General features: G+C 75.5%; 19 protein-coding genes and 1 pseudogene. 11 read left to right on the forward strand and 9 right to left on the reverse strand.

From position 1 onward, the window contains the following. Positions 1-236 precede the first annotated feature (236 nt). Positions 237-959 carry a hypothetical protein gene (locus tag O7618_RS09910; RefSeq protein ID WP_278105732.1) on the forward strand — a complete coding sequence of 241 codons (723 nt, stop codon included), beginning with the start codon at positions 237-239 and terminating at the stop codon, positions 957-959. Between the two features lie 16 nt (positions 960-975). Here the strand turns inward: O7618_RS09910 and O7618_RS09915 are convergent, their stop codons facing one another. Then, a complete protein-coding gene (locus O7618_RS09915; protein WP_278105733.1) occupies positions 976-1794 on the reverse strand; it encodes a TIGR04222 domain-containing membrane protein in 819 nt (272 codons plus the stop codon). A 167-nt stretch (positions 1795-1961) separates the two neighbouring features. Here O7618_RS09915 and O7618_RS09920 point away from each other — a divergent pair. The 5 genes and pseudogenes from O7618_RS09920 to O7618_RS09940 form a co-directional block, all read left to right on the forward strand. Beyond that, positions 1962-2447 (forward strand): annotated as a pseudogene (locus O7618_RS09920) (GNAT family N-acetyltransferase); the annotation flags it as partial. A gap of 30 nt (positions 2448-2477) precedes the next feature. Next, positions 2478-2873, forward strand: coding sequence for a cupin domain-containing protein (locus O7618_RS09925; protein WP_278109957.1), 396 nt, complete (start codon positions 2478-2480; stop codon positions 2871-2873). A gap of 68 nt (positions 2874-2941) precedes the next feature. Beyond that, positions 2942-3508 (forward strand): isochorismatase family protein, encoded by a 567-nt coding sequence (locus O7618_RS09930; protein WP_278105734.1) that lies wholly within the window; start codon positions 2942-2944, stop codon positions 3506-3508. Positions 3509-3627: 119 nt separating this feature from the next. After that, positions 3628-4146, forward strand: a complete 519-nt coding sequence (locus O7618_RS09935) for a DUF2087 domain-containing protein (protein ID WP_278105735.1) — start codon at positions 3628-3630, stop codon at positions 4144-4146. After that, positions 4143-4652 (forward strand): GNAT family N-acetyltransferase, encoded by a 510-nt coding sequence (locus O7618_RS09940; protein WP_278105736.1) that lies wholly within the window; start codon positions 4143-4145, stop codon positions 4650-4652. Before O7618_RS09935 ends, O7618_RS09940 begins: the two co-directional genes overlap by 4 nt. Before the next feature lie 178 nt (positions 4653-4830). Here the strand turns inward: O7618_RS09940 and O7618_RS09945 are convergent, their stop codons facing one another. After that, positions 4831-5847 (reverse strand): YafY family protein, encoded by a 1017-nt coding sequence (locus O7618_RS09945; protein WP_278105737.1) that lies wholly within the window; start codon positions 5845-5847, stop codon positions 4831-4833. Between the two features lie 82 nt (positions 5848-5929). Here O7618_RS09945 and O7618_RS09950 point away from each other — a divergent pair, with 82 nt between their 5' ends. Then, positions 5930-6916 (forward strand): tyrosine-type recombinase/integrase, encoded by a 987-nt coding sequence (locus O7618_RS09950; protein ID WP_278105738.1) that lies wholly within the window; start codon positions 5930-5932, stop codon positions 6914-6916. Positions 6917-6945: 29 nt separating this feature from the next. Then, positions 6946-7785, forward strand: a complete 840-nt coding sequence (locus O7618_RS09955) for an LLM class flavin-dependent oxidoreductase (RefSeq protein WP_278105739.1) — start codon at positions 6946-6948, stop codon at positions 7783-7785. Position 7786: 1 nt separating this feature from the next. Here O7618_RS09955 and O7618_RS09960 read toward each other — a convergent pair whose 3' ends face one another. Next, a complete protein-coding gene (locus O7618_RS09960) occupies positions 7787-8155 on the reverse strand; it encodes a VOC family protein (RefSeq protein WP_278105740.1) in 369 nt (122 codons plus the stop codon). A gap of 36 nt (positions 8156-8191) precedes the next feature. Then, complete coding sequence (locus tag O7618_RS09965; protein WP_278105741.1) at positions 8192-9319, reverse strand: PQQ-binding-like beta-propeller repeat protein; 1128 nt, start codon at positions 9317-9319, stop codon at positions 8192-8194. A 108-nt stretch (positions 9320-9427) separates the two neighbouring features. On the opposite strand from O7618_RS09965, the gene O7618_RS09970 reads away from it, so the two are divergent. Beyond that, the gene (locus O7618_RS09970) at positions 9428-9886 is read left to right on the forward strand and encodes a hypothetical protein (RefSeq protein WP_278105742.1); all 459 of its coding nucleotides are present in this window, start codon (positions 9428-9430) and stop codon (positions 9884-9886) included. Positions 9887-9889: 3 nt separating this feature from the next. Here O7618_RS09970 and O7618_RS09975 read toward each other — a convergent pair whose 3' ends face one another. From O7618_RS09975 to O7618_RS09985, 3 genes are all read right to left on the reverse strand, one after another. After that, a complete protein-coding gene (locus O7618_RS09975; protein ID WP_246412247.1) occupies positions 9890-10564 on the reverse strand; it encodes a thymidine kinase in 675 nt (224 codons plus the stop codon). A gap of 107 nt (positions 10565-10671) precedes the next feature. Then, positions 10672-12066 carry an MFS transporter gene (locus O7618_RS09980; RefSeq protein WP_278105743.1) on the reverse strand — a complete coding sequence of 465 codons (1395 nt, stop codon included), beginning with the start codon at positions 12064-12066 and terminating at the stop codon, positions 10672-10674. A gap of 19 nt (positions 12067-12085) precedes the next feature. Next, positions 12086-12853, reverse strand: coding sequence for a glycerophosphodiester phosphodiesterase (locus O7618_RS09985; RefSeq protein ID WP_278105745.1), 768 nt, complete (start codon positions 12851-12853; stop codon positions 12086-12088). A 22-nt stretch (positions 12854-12875) separates the two neighbouring features. Here O7618_RS09985 and O7618_RS09990 point away from each other — a divergent pair, with 22 nt between their 5' ends. Next, entirely contained in the window at positions 12876-13124 is a 249-nt protein-coding gene (locus tag O7618_RS09990) for a hypothetical protein (protein WP_278105746.1), read from the forward strand. After that, complete coding sequence (locus O7618_RS09995; protein WP_278105747.1) at positions 13117-13485, forward strand: DUF4180 domain-containing protein; 369 nt, start codon at positions 13117-13119, stop codon at positions 13483-13485. The genes O7618_RS09990 and O7618_RS09995 overlap by 8 nt, the downstream gene beginning before the upstream one ends. A gap of 93 nt (positions 13486-13578) precedes the next feature. Here O7618_RS09995 and O7618_RS10000 read toward each other — a convergent pair whose 3' ends face one another. Next, a complete protein-coding gene (locus O7618_RS10000; protein WP_278105748.1) occupies positions 13579-14421 on the reverse strand; it encodes an SDR family NAD(P)-dependent oxidoreductase in 843 nt (280 codons plus the stop codon). 41 nt (positions 14422-14462) lie between these two features. Beyond that, positions 14463-15233 carry a lysophospholipid acyltransferase family protein gene (locus O7618_RS10005; RefSeq protein WP_278105749.1) on the reverse strand — a complete coding sequence of 257 codons (771 nt, stop codon included), beginning with the start codon at positions 15231-15233 and terminating at the stop codon, positions 14463-14465. Positions 15234-15353: the final 120 nt, after the last annotated feature.

The following is a 15353-nucleotide window of genomic DNA, read 5'->3' on the forward strand; positions in this document are numbered from 1 at the left end:
TCAGCCGACCACGTCAGGTTTCCGGTCGGGGCCACTCAGCGCGCCGCCGCGCTCGCGTTTAGTTCACCCCACTGTCGGGTTTTCCCTACTGTCGCATCGGTGGGCTTCGCTTACCGTCGACTGCGGCGGGTGCGACGCCTACGTTGGGGGAACGGTTCATGACGATGCATGGTCCATCCTGTCTGGACAGTCCACCGGAGATCGAGGTCGAGAGGGGAACGCCTGATCGGTGGCTTGTGTTCCGATGCCTGCTGCCCCCGCGCGCCGCGGTGGCCGACGCGTTCGTGACGCGGGGGATCGGCCCGCTGCTGCGCGAGTTGCAGGCCGTCGGAGAGTTGTCCGGCTGGTCGTTCACCCGCCAGTCGCCGCGGGTCGTCGACGTCCACCTGCTCGGTGGCACGCCCGGGCTGCTGGCGGCGCGGTTGGCCGGCCTCTGCGCGGCGGTCGGCGCGCAAGGGCCGATGCGTCTTCCCCAGCTCGCCGGGCCGCCGACGCCCGATCTCCGGCTGGTCGACGTGGCGGTGGAGCTGATCGGGATGACACCGGACCGGCCGGCCCGGCTCGGCGCCGCCGTCGACCTGACCATGGTGGCGGCGGTGCGCACCTGTCCCGCGCTGCGGGTCGCCGACGCGCCCGTCGTGACCGGCGCGCGGGACGTCACGGTGGTGTCCCCGGCCCGGTGGCGGCGGATCACCGCCGCGCTGGCCACCGAGCGGCACCCGCTCACCTGCTGGTCACGACTGCTGGACACGCACCGGCACGCGCCCGGCTACGACGGCGCCGCGGCGTTCGGCATGGTGCACCTGCTGCACAACCAGCTCGGCCTGACCGAACGCGACGAGCAGCGGGTGCACGCCGGGCTGATCCGGTCGATGTCCCGGCGTTCCGGCGGCCCGCGTCGCTCGCCGCGCTGGCACCAGGGCGTCGTACCACCGGGGGCGGTCGGCCGGCGCGGCTGAGGGGACCCGGGGGCCGTCAGCGGCGCGCGGGCCGGCGCTCGGGGCGCGGGCGGTCGCGCTCCGGGTCGACGCCGACCTGCACGGCGAAGGCCGGGTCGACGGCGAGCAGCGGCCGGGGGCCGAACAACGCCATGGCGGTCAGCAACGCGTCGGTGTCGCGCCCCTGCCAGACGGGGCGGCGCTCCGGATCGAGGTCGGCGTGCTCGCGGCGCAGCCGGCGCAGCAGCCGGCGGGCGGCGGCGCCGGTCTCGGGCACCTCGGTCAGCCACCAGCCGCCCAGCGCGGTGGCCAGGCAGCACAGGAGCAACCCGACGACGGACGCCGGGCCACCGGCGGTGCGCCCCTCGACCGCGCTCTCCACGAGCCGGGTCACGCCGACGGCGGCGACCGCGAACAGGGGCAGGGTGCCCAGGGCCACCCGCCGCCGTTGCCCGGGGGTGAGCAGCCAGCCGTCGCGGGCCAGCCGGGCGACGCTGCGGCGCAGCGCCCGGCCGACGTCCGGGTCGGCGAGGACCGCGGCCCAGGTCTGCGGGCGGCGCAGCGCGGTGTGCAGGGCGCGGACCAGCCCGGGCGCGCGGGGCGGCGGCGGGCCCTCGGCCCGCAGGGTGGCGAGTTCACCGACGGTCACCCCACCGGCGCGGCGCAGCGCGGCCACGCCGACCTGACAGGCCAGCAGCGCCCGATCGGTGAGGTACGCCAGTTCGACCCGGTCGGGCGTCGCGCCGCGGGCCCGGCGTCCGGTCAGCTCCCGCACCGCCACGGCGACCGCGACGGCCACGACCACCGCACCCAGGTAGTCGAGGAGGAAGAGCGACCCGCTGACACCCCAGAGCATGGCGACAAGTATGGCCCGACGGGCCGGGCTGGTGATCAGGAGGCGGCACGGGATCCGCCGCCGTCGGCGGGGATTCGGCCATCTACCGACGACGGCCCGGGTGAGGAGGCTGCGCTGCCCCGCAATGCGGTGGCGGGACGGTTCCGGCCGACGCTACCGTGCCGGCGATGCGCATCCGTGACTGCACCGACGCCGACTGGCGGTCCGTCTGGCCGATCGTCCGGGACGTCGTCACCGCCGCCGACACGTTCGTCTACGACCCGGCCTGGCCGGCCGAGGTGGCGCGCGAGGTGTGGCTGGAACGGCCGCCGGGGCGTACCTCGGTGGCGGTGGACCACGACGGCGCGGTGCTCGGCACCGCGAAGATGGGTGCCAACAAGCCCGGGCCGGGCTCGCACGTGGCGACGGCGAGCTTCATGGTCGCCGCCGCCGCCCGCGGCCGGGGCGTCGGACGCGCGCTGTGCGAGGACGCGCTGGCGTGGGCGCGTCGGCAGGACTTCGCCGCCATGCAGTTCAACGCCGTGGTGGAGACGAACGTCGCGGCGGTGGCGCTCTACCGGCGGCTGGGCTTCACGGTGGTCGGCACCGTGCCGCAGGCTTTCGCCCATCCGCGCGCGGGGCTGGTCGGCCTGCACGTCATGCACCGGTTCCTGGGACCGTCCACGGTGCGCGAGGATGGCCTGATGAGCGCTGAACCGATCGAGCTGGCCGCCGCCCTGGCGCGTTTCGACCAGCTGTGGAGTCCCCGGATCGTCACCACGGTCAACGACTACGACGTGCGGATCGCCAAGGTGGCCGGCGAGCACGTCTGGCACAGCCACGACCACACCGACGAGTTCTTCCTGGTGCTCGACGGGGAGCTGCGCATCGCGCTGCGCGACGGCACCGACGGCGGGCAGCGCGAGGTGACGCTGCCGCGCGGCGCGGTGTTCGTGGTGCCGCGCGGGGTGCCGCACCGGCCCTACGCGCCCGACGGCGCGTCGATCCTGATGTTCGAGCCGTCCGGCACGTCCAGCGTCGGCGACCGGCACGACGCGGTGCCCGGGCACGTGGACGCCACCACCGGGCACCGCCTCTGAGCCGGCCCGGAAGTGTCGGGGGGCGCGGTTAGGTTCCGGGCGACGACAGCCGCCGAAGGAGTCCCGCCATGACCACGATCGCCGACCGCCCGCACACCGCCCTGCTCGTCATCGACGTGCAGAACGGCGTGGTGGGCGACGCCCACGACCGCGACCGGGTGATCGCCAACATCGCCGCCCTGGTCGAGCGCGCCCGCGCCGCCGGCGTCCCGGTCGTGTGGGTGCAGCACCACGCCGACGACCTGCCCGCCGGCAGCGAGCCCTGGCAGATCGTGCCGGAGTTGACGCGCCGCGACGACGAGCCGCTGGTGCACAAGGCATACGGCGACTCGTTCGAGGACACCGACCTGGAACGGGTGCTCGCCGGAGCCCGGGTGGGGCGGCTGATCGTGACCGGCGCGCAGACCGACGCCTGCGTCCGCTCGACGTTGCACGGCGGGTTCACCCGCGGCTACGACGCCGTCCTGGTCGCCGACGCGCACACCACCGAGGACCTGTCCGGCTACGGCGCGCCTCCGCCGGCGCAGGTCATCACGCACACCAACCTCTACTGGGGCTTTCAGAGCGCCCCGGGCCGCACCGCCGGCACGGTCGACACCGCCGACGTCGACTTCGCCGGCGCCGTCGCGGCCTGACCGCCGCGCCCCGTCGTCGGCGTGCGGCGGCCGGAAACCACGTCCCGTCCGCAGCCTGCCGGCGACGCGGCCGGGAAAACGCCTCGCTGTCCGGCCGTGCCGCTGGCAGGCTGCCGGCCATGACCGCACAAGCTCTGGCGGGGGCGCTCGCCGACGAGCGTCGCCGTGTCGTGTTCGCCGCGATCGTGCTCGGCGCCCGGGACGTGCCCGCCGTGGTGGCCCGCACCGGCCTGCCCGCCCGGGACGCCGCCACCGCGGTGCGCCGGCTCACCGACGCGGGTGTGCTGGCCGACGACGACGCCGGGCTGCGGGTCGACTCCGAGCGGCTGCGCGAGTTCGCCCGGGCCGCCGCGCCGTCCCCGGCGGCCGACCCGCGCCAGACCATCCTGCGCACCTTCCTGCGCGACGGCGCGTTGACCCGGCTGCCGGCGCAGCGCGGTCGGCGGCGGGTGCTGCTGGAGCACATCACCGAGCGCACCTTCGAGCCGGGGCTGCGCTACCCGGAGCGGGCGGTGGACGACGCCCTGCGCCCGTGGTGCGCCGGCGGCGAGGCCGACCACGTCACGCTGCGCCGCTATCTGATCGACGACCTGCTGCTCACCCGCGAGCACGGCGTCTACTGGCGGACCGGCCCGTGACCGGCTGGACGACCGGCCTCGCCCGGCCGGACGACCTCGACGCGGGCGTGCTGCTGCGCGAGTACCTGGCGGAGATGGTCCGCCGCTGGTACGGCCGGCCCGAGCGCCCCGGCGAGGTGGACGCCGCGCTGGCCGAGATGCCCAGCGACGACCTGGCCCCGCCGACCGGGCTGCTGGTGCTGGCCTGCCGTGACGGCCGGCCGGCCGGCTGCGCCGGGTTGCGGTGGCAGCCGGGGTGGGCGGAGCTGACCCGGGTCTACGTGCGTCCGGCGCGCCGGGGCGCCGGTGGCGGGGCCGCCCTGCTCGCCGCCGTCGAGGCGTACGCGGGCGACGCCGGGGCGGACCGGATCCGGCTGGACACCCGCGCCGACCTGGTCGAGGCGCGCGCCCTCTACGCCCGGCACGGCTACCGGGAGATCCCGGCGTTCACCGCCGGCCCGTACGCGCAGCACTGGTTCGAGAAGTCACTGCCGGCGCGAGTTGACGACACGTCGGGGGCGCGCTAAAACAGAAGCCGGAAGTTGAGTCACCCCGACTCAAGAAGAGACCTTGGACCAGGAGAACCGAGGAGGCAGGGGCCATGCTGATGCGTACCGACCCGTTCCGCGAGATCGACCGGATCGCCGAGCAGTTCTTCGGCACCACCGCCCGGCCACCGGCAGCTCACCACCGCCTGAGCGCGCCTCACGCCGACGCGGGGGAGGCCGGCTCGCCGCCGTCCCCCGCTTCGGCGGGATAGAGCCGGGTCAGCGCCTGCGCGGTCGCGGTGAACCGGTCGCGCAGCTCGGCCGGTGCCAGCACCTCCACCTCGGCGCCGAGCTTGAGCAGCTCACCGTGGGCGTGCCGCACCGACTCGATCGGCACGGTGGTCTCCAGCCAGCCGTCCGGCCCGGGCTCCCCGGCCGCCGCCCGGGCGCCCCGGCTCATCTCCGGCGGGAAGACGTACGGCATGAACTCCAGCGCGGCCACGGTGAGCCGGATCCGGGCCTCGTCGCGGTAGACGTCCCGTTCGTAGCGGGCGGTCCATTCGCGCCAGTAGCCGGCCAGGTCGAACCCGTCGGGCCGGTCGAAGCCCTCGTCGGTGACGCTCGCGTCGAGCACCGCGCCGACCCGGTAGGTGCGCACCTCGTCGTCGCAGCCGGCGACGAGATACCACCGGCCGGCCTTGAGCACCACGCCCAGCGGCGCGACCAGCCGGGTGACCTCGCGCGGGGCGCGCCAGCGCCGGTAGCGCAGCTCCACCAGCCGGCCGGCCCACACCGCGCCGGCCAGCGTCTCCAGGTGCGGCACCGGCTCGGGGCGCCGGAACCAGCCGGGCGCGTCCAGGTGGAACCGTTGCCGGATGCGGCCGCTGCGGTCGGCCAGCTCGTCGGGCAGCGCTGCGCGCACCTTCAGCTCGGCGGCGGTCATCGCGGAGGCCAGGCCCAGCTCGGCGGCGGGCCCGGGTAGGCCGGCGAGGAACAACGCGTCGGCCTCCGGCCCGGTCAGCCCGGTGAGCCGGGTACGCCAACCCGCCACCAGCCGGTAGCCGCCGGCCGGGCCCCGGTCGGCGTACACCGGGACACCGGCGGCGCCGAGCGACTCGACGTCGCGGTAGACGGTGCGCACCGACACCTCCAGGGCCTCGGCGAGTTCCCCGGCGGTCATCCGCCCCCGGGTCTGCAGGAGCAGCAGCAGGGAGACCAGCCGGCTGGCGCGCACCCGCTGACGGTAACCCGCGCCGGAAAACCTTCTCGGGCGCGCCTCGTCGCGAAACGCCCCAGCGACTGAGAGCCTTTCTCACATGCTGCGTCCCGAGGTGCTGCCCCGCGCGCGTCCCGCCCTGCCCGGCGGCCCGACCGACTTCACCGAGGCGTGGCTGCGCAACCGGCGCCTGTCCGAGCACACCCGCGACGCCTACCGGCGCGACGTCACCGGCTGGCTGCGGTGGTGCGCGGAGCGCGGCGTGGAGCCGCTGCGGGTCACCTTCCTCGACGTCAACGCGTACGGCCGGGATCTGGAGTCCACCCCGCGCGGGCGCGACGGGCGTCCGCTCACCCCGGCCACCGTGGCCCGCCGGCTCTCCGCGCTGTCCAGTTGGTACGACTTCCTGGTCAAGCTGGGCGCGGTGCCGGCCAACCCGGTCGTCGCGGCGGACCGGCCCCGCATCGACCGGGACCACTCGGCCACCGTCGGTCTGAGTCCGGAGGAGGTCGACGCGCTGCTGGCCGCCGCCGAGGCCGACACCGGCCCGACCGCGGCCCGCAACCGGGCCGCGCTGGCGCTCCTGGCCGACCTGGGGCTGCGCGTCGGCGAGCTGGTCTCGCTGAACCTGGCCGACCTGGGCGCGGAGCGCGGGCACCGCAGCGTCCGCTTCGTCGGCAAGGGCGGCAAGGTACGCCGCCGCGCGCTCACCCCCGGCACCGCGTACGCGCTGGACGCCTACCTGGCCGAGCGGGCCGCCGCGCAGGGCGTGACGGTGCCGGAGCTGACCGGTCCGCTGCTGGTCACCGCCACCGGCGGGCGGCTGGACCGGCACGCGGTGTTCCGGCTGGTGCGCCGCCTCGCGCAGAGCGCCGGGATCGCCGCCTGGGCGCGGCTGTCGCCGCACTCGTTGCGGCACGCGTTCGCCACCACGGCCCGCTCGGAGGGGGTGCCGCTGGAGGACGTGCAGGACGCGATGGGGCACGCCGATCCGCGCACCACCCGCCGCTACGACCGGGATCGGCACAACCTGGACCGCGACCCGGCGTACGCGATCTGGGCCGCCCGCGCCCGCCGCCGCGGCTGAGCGTCGCACCCCGGCCGTAGGGTGCCGGCATGCGACACGGCTTGGAGATCCCCTGCGGCGGCGCCTCGGTGGCGGACCTGGTGGCGCTCGGCGAGCTGGCCGAGCGTGCCGGCTGGGACGGGGTCTTCCTGGAGGACTACCTCGTCCATCACGCCGGTGACGACCCGCCGACCTGGGACCCGTGGCTGGTGCTGGCGGCGGTGGCCGGGCGCACCGCGCACGTCCGGTTGGGCACCACGGTGACCGCGTTGCCGCGGCGTCGGCCGGCGAAGCTGGCCCGGGAGGTGCTCACCCTCGACCACCTCTCCGGCGGCCGGGCGGGCGTCGCGGTCGGGGTCGGCGATCCGGCCGACCGGGGGCTGGCCGCGTTCGGCGAGCCGACCGACGTGAGGACCCGCGCGGCGATGCTCGACGAGGGCCTCGACCTGCTGGTCGCCCTGCTCGGCGGCGAACGGGTCACCCACCGGGGCGTGCACTACCGCGCCGAGGACGTGGCGCTGCGACCGCCGCCGGTGCAGTCGCCCCGGGTGCCGGTCTGGGTCGGCGGCAGCACCCAGGCCAAGGCGGTGCTGCGGCGGGCGGCCCGGGCCGACGGGATCGTGCCCTACAAGCTCACCGACACCGACGGCTGGTCCGACTTCACCGCCGACGAGGTGGCCGCCCTGGTCGCCGCGCTGCCGGCCACCCGCGCCGACGGCGAGCCGTTCGACGTGGCCGTCGGTGGCCGGCGGCGGCGCGCGGACGAGCGCGCCGAGCGGGCCTACCTGGCCGAGTTGGCGGCGGCGGGCACCACCTGGTGGCTGGAGTACGTGCCGGCCGGTGACCCGGCCACGATGCGGGCCGCGATCGCCCGCGGCCCGCTGCGCTGAGTCAGTCCTTGCGGCGCGGGCACAGGCAGAACGGCTGCCCGATCGGGTCGAGCAGCACGGTCCAGCCTTCGCCGGGCTGGTGCTCGGGGCGGGTCGCGCCGGCGGCCAGCAGGTCCTTCTCCGCCAGCGCCACGTCGTCGACGACCAGGTCGAGGTGGTAGCGCTTGGCGCCGCTCTCGTCCGGCCAGGCCGGCGGGGCGTACCCGGGCACCAGGCCGAAGCCGATCGAGGTGCCACCGGAGACGATCATGGTGTATTCGGCCTGGCTGTGGGTGATCTCCCAGCCGAGGGCGTGGGCGTAGAAGGCCGCGTGGGCGGCCGGGTCGGAGCTGTCCAGGTTGACCATCGCGAGGTCGGCGTGCGTCGTCATGTCGGGGAGTCTGCCGGGGGTACCTGCCATCTGCTGTCAGGTACCTGCGGCGGATCGCAGGGTCAGCCGGCCGTCGGGGCCCCGACACGCCAGCGCGTCGGCGACCAGGTGACAGTCGCGGGTTCCGGCGGGCAGCGTGCCACCCGGGCGGGGACCGTCGGACCCGACGTCGACGGCCGAGACGCGGCCGTCCCCGCCCGGGCGCAGCAGCACCTGCCGTGTCGCGTCGCGGTCGCCGGGCACCGGCCGCCAACCGGCCCCACCGGGCCACCGCCACACCTGCGCGCCGGTTCCCGGGTCGAGCGCCCGCCGGTCCGCGAGCCCGACCAGGCAGAGCACCCGGGGACAGCCCGGCGCGGGCGTCTCACCGACCGGCAGCAGCCGCTGCCAGCGCGGGGTGAGTGACGGCAGGTCGTATCCGCTGAGCGTGGTGCCGCCGGGCCCGGGGTGCCGCAGCACCAGGTGGTCGCCGACGACGACCGGGTTGTCCGGCGCGTATCCGGCCGGCGGCAGGCGGGTCTCGGCGATCGCCGCCCCGTGGCGGACGTCGTGCACCCGGGCCAGTCCGCTGTCGTGCACCACGACGATGCGCCCCGGTGACGTCGCGAGCACGGCGGTCGACGGCACCGGTGTCGACCAGCGGTCCGCGCCGGTGGCGAGGTCGACGCCGCGTACCGTGCCCTGGATCCGTTGCCCGGGGTCGGCGACGCTGCGCACCTCGGTGACCGCCACCGCGGCCGCGCCGGCCACGTCGACCCGGTCGGGGCGGCGCCAGCGCAGCTGCCCGGTGTCGGCCGTGTAGGCCGAGGTGCCGGTCACCTGGCGGGCGGTGTCGCGGGTGGTGACCAGCACCAGGTCGCCGACGGACGCGGCGGACCACGCGCCGGCGGGCGCCGGGACGCGCCAGGTCGTCCGGCCGGTGGGGGTGTAGCCGGTCAGCGTCGTCGGGTCCACGACCAGCAGCAGCCGGCCGGCGGCCAACAGCGTGGCCCGGGCCGGCAGCGGTGGCCCGCTGGTCGCCTGCGGTGCCGGCGCGGCGGCGGCGCCCAGCAGCAGGCACCCGGCGAGCGCCGGTGCCAGCCGCCACCATCGGGTCGGTCGTGGCGTCGGCGCGGGTGCCGGCCGGTCCAGCTCGATCACCGGTCCGGGACGGTCGGGTGTCATCCGGGCTCCTCGCGACGGGTCGCCCGACGGTAGACGATGCGCGGTCGCGGGGGCGACTGCGGCACAACCGGCTGCGGGCCGGCCGCGGTTTGCCTACCGTCGGTGGTGATGGGCAGGGAGCAGGTGTGGCACCGGCCGGCCCGGCGTCGCCGGCCGATGCGCGCGGGTGTGCTGGCCGCCGGGCTGGGGCTGGGCACCTGCCTGATCGGGGTGGCCGGGTTGGCGGTGTGGAACGCTCAGGTGGTGCTGCAGGCCGGCGGGCCGGTGCGGAAGGCCACCGACGGGTTCTTCCGCGACGTGGCCGCCGGTGACACCGACCGGGCGTACGGGCGGCTGTGCGCCGAGGCGCGCAGCCGGTGGAGTCAGGCCGGGTTCGGCAGTTGGGTGCGCACGCCGCCGTTGGTCAGCGGCTACGAGATCGTCGACGTCTCGGTGACCACCCGGGCCGGGCGTCCGCGCGCCACGGTGGTGGTGCGCCTGAACCGCGACGGCGGCGGCAGCGAGGAACGCGAGCTGCCGGTGGTGTCGGAGGACGGGAGTTGGCGGGTGTGCGGGGATCCGTTCTGACGCTCAGGCGCGCGGGCCGAGGTCGCCGGAGCGGTAGTGCCGCCGGCACAGCACCTGGTAGCGCACGTCGGCGGTGTCGACGGTGTCGCCGATGACGACCTGCGCGCCCTCGCGGACCACCCGGCCCTGCACCACCCGGGCGTTGAGCAGACCCTCGCGCCCGCACCAGCAGAGCACCTCGACCTGGATGCGGGCCACCTCGTCGGCCAGTTCGAACAGCCGCTGCGCGGCCGGGAACAGGCAGGAGCGGAAGTCGGTGGCCAGGCCGAAGGCGTAGACGTCGACGTCGAAGCGGTCGACCAGCTCGGCCATCTGCTCGACGTGCTCCAGGTCGTAGAAGGACGCCTCGTCGCAGATCAGGTAGTCCACGCGTACCCCCTCGGCCCACGCGGAGCGGACCAGGTCGCGCAGGTCGAGGCCGTCGGTGACCTCGATGGCCTCGTGGGCCAGGCCGATGCGGGTGGTGACCTGCGGGCCCAGCGAGCGGTCGATGCGGGTGGTGACCAGGCCGCGGCGGCCCTGCCGGGCGTGGTTGTAGTTCATCTGCAACGCCATGGTGGACTTGCCGCAGTCCATCGGCCCCCAGAAGAACTTCAGCGCGGCGGCGTGCAGGGGGCGGCCGTCGACGCCGCGGGCGGCGGCGCAGCCACCGGCGCGGTCGTCGCCGGGCCCCGGCAGGGGGCGGGCCAGGCAGGTCGGAGCGGCAGCGGCGTCGTCGGTCACGTCGGGGCAGCCTAGCCGATCGACGCCGCCGCATACCGGCCGCGATGATCGGCCGGGCCGGGTCAGAGCACCCGGGGCGGGGTGTTGCCGGCGGCGAGGATGGCCTTGCGCATCGGCACGGCGGCCAGCAGCGCGAAGCCGACCACGAAGAAGATCAGCAGGGAGACCAGGCCGACCCGGTAGGACGAGGTGAGCTGGAAGACCAGTCCGAAGGCGAGCGGGCCGAGCCAGCTGGTGCCCTTGTCGCTGATCTCGTAGAAGCCGTAGTACTCGCCCTCCTTACCGGCGGGGATGAGTTGGCTGAACAGCGACCGGCTCAGCGCCTGGCTGCCGCCGAGGACCAGGCCGATGCAGCCGCCGAGGACCATGAACGGCACGGGCGCCTCGGCGGGTAGCCGGAACGCCGCGATGATCACGCCGGTCCAGAGCACCAGCGACAGCAGCACGGTCTTCCAGGCGCCGATGCGCCGGGCCAGGGCGCCCAGGGTGAGCGCGCCGCCGAACGCGAGGAACTGCACCAGCAGGATGGTCACGATCAGCGTGCTCTGCTCCAGGCGCAGCTCCTCGGTGCCGTACTGGCTGGCGAGGGTGATGACGGTCTGGATGCCGTCGTTGAAGACCAGGAAGGCGAGCAGGAAGAACAGCGTCAGCGGGTACGCCTTGATCTCCCGCAGGGTGCGCCCGAGCTGCCGGAAACCGTCGGTGAGCACGTTCGCCCCGGCGCCGGTCACGGCGGCGACGCCGGGGTGCTCGCGCAGCCACCGCAGCGGCAGCAGGGTGAACGCCGCCCACCACACGCCGGCCGAGACGATCGACCAGCGGGCCAGGTCGAGGGTGCGCTGGGCGTTGCCCTCCTCGCTGAGCACGGTGACCGCGACCAGGTTGAGCGCGAGCAGCAGCCCGCCGCCGAGGTAGCCGATGGCCCAGCCGCGGCTGGAGATGCCGTCGCGGTCGTCGGGGCCGCCGAGCTGCGGCAGGAACGAGTTGTAGACCACCACGGCGGCGCCGAAGGCGATGTTCGCAATCAGGAACAGCGCGCCGCCGAGCAGGTAGCGCTCGCCGGTGACGAACGCGAAGGCGATGGTCGCGCCGGCGCCGGTGAACGCGGCGGCGGCGAGCAGCCGCTTCTTGTGCGCCGACCGGTCGGCGATCGCGCCGACCACCGGCAGCACGAACACGGTGAGGAAGACCGACAGCGAGATCAGGTACGGGTAGTAGGAGCCGGCGGCGACGCGGATGCCCAGCGGGTGCACCACGCCGTCGCACGTGTCGGCGCCCAGTTCGCAGCCGGCGGCCAGTTCGGTGACGGTGGTCAGGAACGGCCCGAGGAAGACCGTGATGACGGTGGTCTGGAACGCGGAGTTCGCCCAGTCGTAGAAGTACCAGCCGGTGCGTTCGCGGCGGGTGCTACCCGGTCGCGCGGGCTCGGCGACGGCGGGGGTGACTGGATCGGCCATCGGGCGGTCCTCGAGTGGCTCAGGCGGCCCAGTGGCCGCGGCTGCGGTAGACGTCGCGGAGCACGCCGACGTGATCGGTCATGATGCCATCCACTCCAAGATCAAGTAAGTGGTGCATCTGGGTGGGTTCGTCGATCGTCCAGACGTGCACCTGCAACCCGATCCGGTGGCAGTAGGCGATCAACCGCCGGTCGACCACCGGGATCGGCCCGTACGAGACCGGGACCTGGGCGGCGACCACGGACGGCGGCAGCCGCAGCGCGCGCCCGTGCAGCGAGGCCATCCGCAGCCGGGCCACGCCGCGCATGCCGAGGCTGGTGGCGACCGTCGGGCCGGCCAGGGCGCGCAGCCGGGTCAGCCGGGCGTCCGAGAACGAGGCCAGCAGCACCCGGTCGGCGGCGCCGGCCCGGCCGACCGCGGCGACGGTGGGTTCCGCCCCGCCGTCGGCCTTGACGTCGATGTTGAACCGGACCGCCGGCCAGGCGGCGAGCACCTCGTCGAGGCGGGGCACCACGGCGGCGCCGCCGACGCGTACCGAGGCGAGGTCGGCCCAGCGCAGGTCGGCGATGCGCCCCGGCTCGCCGGTGACGCGGCGCAGCGTCGGGTCGTGGAAGACAACGGGCACACCGTCGGCGGTGGCGTGCACGTCGGTCTCCACATACCGGTAGCCGAGCGCGACGGCGCGGGCGAACGCGGCGACGGTGTTCTCGTCGCCGTCGGCCGCGCCGCCGCGGTGGGCGAAGGCCAGTGGCGCGGGCGCGTCGAGGTAGCCGTGACGGGGCTGCACGCCGGCAGTATGCCGGGCGCGGATGGTGGGCGGGTGTCCGGCCGGCGCAATTCCCTATCCTTCCCTGAAGCGGCTCGCCACGCTGGTGCTCGCCGGCGTCAACACCCACCACGACCCGGACCGCCCGCTGCGGGTGCGCACGGTCCACGACGAGGAGCGACACCGCATGACGATCGTGATCCTGGGCGACCTGGCCGCCACCGCCGACCTGCTGCGGCTGCTCGACACGGTGCTCGACGGCGACAACGAACTGCGGGCCGACCATGGCTGACGAGGTTCGGCAACTGGGCGGGGTCACCGTGCTGCTGTGCGACCCGGCCGGCCCGCCGATCGCCACCGAGGCCGACGCGCTGGACCTGATCGGCGCGGCGTTCCTCGGCGCCACCGTGGTGGCGGTGCCCGCCGAGCGGCTCGACCGGAGCTTCTTCGCGCTGGGCACCCGCTTCGCCGGCGAGGTCATGCAGAAGTTCGTCAACTACCGGCTGCGCCTGGTCGTGGTCGGCGACATCTCCGCACACCTGGCCGCGAGCGGCGCGCTGCGTGCACTGGTCGCCGAGTCCAACCGCCACGACCAGGTGTGGTTCGTGCCCGACCTGTCCACCCTCGACGCCCGCCTGGCCGCCACCCCGTAGCCTCCCCGCGATCTTGCGCTTCCGGCCCTCGTTCGAGGCGGGTTTGTCCGATGCGTCCGGGCAGCAAGTGCAAGATCGCGGAGTCTGGGGCGCTCAGCGCAGCCAGCCGGCGGTCAGGGCGGTCACGCCGAGGCCGTCGGTGTCGGCCAGCTTGACCGCGACGAACTGGCGGGCTGCGGCCGAGGTCTGCACCCGGGGCGCGGGTTCCGGGTCGGTGAGCGTCGCCACCACCGCCGCGGCGGCCTCGGTGGGGGACTGGGCGGCGGCGAACGCGGCGGTGCTGCGATCGAGGTACGCCCGCAGCGCCGGTCCGTACGGCCCGGCGGCGGCGACGGCGGCGTCCGGGTCGAGCCCGACGTTGGCGACGAACTCGCTGGCCACCGCGCCCGGCTCGACCACGCACACGCTCACGCCCACGGTCGCGGCCAGCGGGGCGAGGGACTCCATGAACCCCTCGACCGCGAACTTCGCCGCGCAGTACGCCTCGTTGAACGGCTGCCCGACGACCCCGCCGACACTGGTGACGGTGATCAGCCGCCCGTTCGCGGCGCGCAGGTGCGGCAGTGCGGCGCGGGTGACGTGCAGGACGCCGAAGAAGTTGACCTCCAGCACCGCCCGGACGTCGTCGACGGTCTCCTGCTCCAGCGTGCCGACGTGGCCGGCGCCGGCGTTGTTGACCACCGCGTCGAGCCGGCCGTGGCGGGCCACCACGTCGGCGACGCAGGCGGCGACCGAGTCCTCGTCGACGACGTCGAGCCGGCGTACCTCCAGCAGGTCGCCCACCCCGGCGGCGTCGGCGGCCTCGCGCAGCGCGCCGGCACGCCCCGGGTCGCGCAGCGTGGCCACGGTACGCCAGCCGGCGCGGGCCGCGCCCACGGCGGTGGCCAGGCCAATGCCGGTGGAGGTGCCGGTGATCAACACGACGGGTGCGTCCACGCCCGTCACTGTCTCACCCCGGTGGCGTGGGCGCGCCGGGTTCAGCCGGTTCGGTGCCGTCGGTGCGCGCGACTCGGGTCGACCGGGCGGCCCGGGTCGACGTGGCGCGGCCGGTCCGGCTCGTGCGGGCGCAGCGGGGCCAGCGTGTCGGTGATCGCGTCGATGATCCGGTCGGTGGCGTGCCGGGCCGCGCCGGGCACGCCGGGGAGCAGGTCGCGCAGAAGCACCGGGGCGCCGAAGTGCACCCTGATCACCGGGCGGCGGCGCAGCGCCCGGGCCAGGCCGCGCAGCATCCCCTTCGGGGCGCGGTAGGGCAGCACCTCGTGCGAGCCCCACTGGGCGACCGGGACGACGGCGGCGCCGCTGGCGAAGGCGAGCCGGGCGGTGCCGGTCTTGCCCCGCTCGGGCCACATGCCGGGGTCGAGGCCGATGCGCCCCTCGGGGTAGACCAGCACCACCGAGCCGCCGGCGACGGCCGCGGCGGCGATCTCCAGCGAGCGGTGCACTCCGGTGGTGCCGCGGTCGACGCGGATGTGCCCGGCGCGGCGCATCAGCGCCCCGATGACCGGGGCGCGGAACAGCCCGCCGGTGGCCATGATGCGGGGGGCGACCCGCCGGAGGTGGCAGGCGGCGGCGAGCACCACCGGGTCGAACGGGCTGATGTGGTTGGCCGCCAGGATCAGCGGCCCGCGACGCAGGTCCGTCGGCACGTCGCCGGTGACCTCGAGGCGGCCGATCAGCGCCACGACGGCGCGGGCGAGCGTCTGCGCGCCGCGCCACAGCAGTGGCGCGTGCCAGGGGGAGGTGTCCATCAGTGGTGGATGGTCGCACGTCCCGGAGTGATCCCGGAGCCCGGGACGGGCCCTCCGGCAAGGTGATCAGGGTCATTGGTCCCGGGTCGGTTCGGGCCGTGTGGCCCTCACGTTTCCTCT

The sequence above is a fragment of the Micromonospora sp. WMMD980 genome (genome assembly GCF_029626035.1).
GTDB lineage: Bacteria > Actinomycetota > Actinomycetes > Mycobacteriales > Micromonosporaceae > Micromonospora.

Coding starts and splice junctions, on each gene's coding strand:
- O7618_RS09915 (WP_278105733.1), bottom strand. CDS start 1,794: ATGCTCTGGGGTGTCAGCGGGTCGCTCTTCCTCCTCGACTACCTGGGT.
- O7618_RS09925 (WP_278109957.1), top strand. CDS start 2,478: ATGAGCGCTGAACCGATCGAGCTGGCCGCCGCCCTGGCGCGTTTCGAC.
- O7618_RS09930 (WP_278105734.1), top strand. CDS start 2,942: ATGACCACGATCGCCGACCGCCCGCACACCGCCCTGCTCGTCATCGAC.
- O7618_RS09935 (WP_278105735.1), top strand. CDS start 3,628: ATGACCGCACAAGCTCTGGCGGGGGCGCTCGCCGACGAGCGTCGCCGT.
- O7618_RS09950 (WP_278105738.1), top strand. CDS start 5,930: ATGCTGCGTCCCGAGGTGCTGCCCCGCGCGCGTCCCGCCCTGCCCGGC.
- O7618_RS09955 (WP_278105739.1), top strand. CDS start 6,946: ATGCGACACGGCTTGGAGATCCCCTGCGGCGGCGCCTCGGTGGCGGAC.
- O7618_RS09960 (WP_278105740.1), bottom strand. CDS start 8,155: ATGACGACGCACGCCGACCTCGCGATGGTCAACCTGGACAGCTCCGAC.
- O7618_RS09965 (WP_278105741.1), bottom strand. CDS start 9,319: ATGACACCCGACCGTCCCGGACCGGTGATCGAGCTGGACCGGCCGGCA.
- O7618_RS09970 (WP_278105742.1), top strand. CDS start 9,428: ATGGGCAGGGAGCAGGTGTGGCACCGGCCGGCCCGGCGTCGCCGGCCG.
- O7618_RS09980 (WP_278105743.1), bottom strand. CDS start 12,066: ATGGCCGATCCAGTCACCCCCGCCGTCGCCGAGCCCGCGCGACCGGGT.
- O7618_RS09990 (WP_278105746.1), top strand. CDS start 12,876: ATGGTGGGCGGGTGTCCGGCCGGCGCAATTCCCTATCCTTCCCTGAAG.
- O7618_RS09995 (WP_278105747.1), top strand. CDS start 13,117: ATGGCTGACGAGGTTCGGCAACTGGGCGGGGTCACCGTGCTGCTGTGC.
- O7618_RS10005 (WP_278105749.1), bottom strand. CDS start 15,233: ATGGACACCTCCCCCTGGCACGCGCCACTGCTGTGGCGCGGCGCGCAG.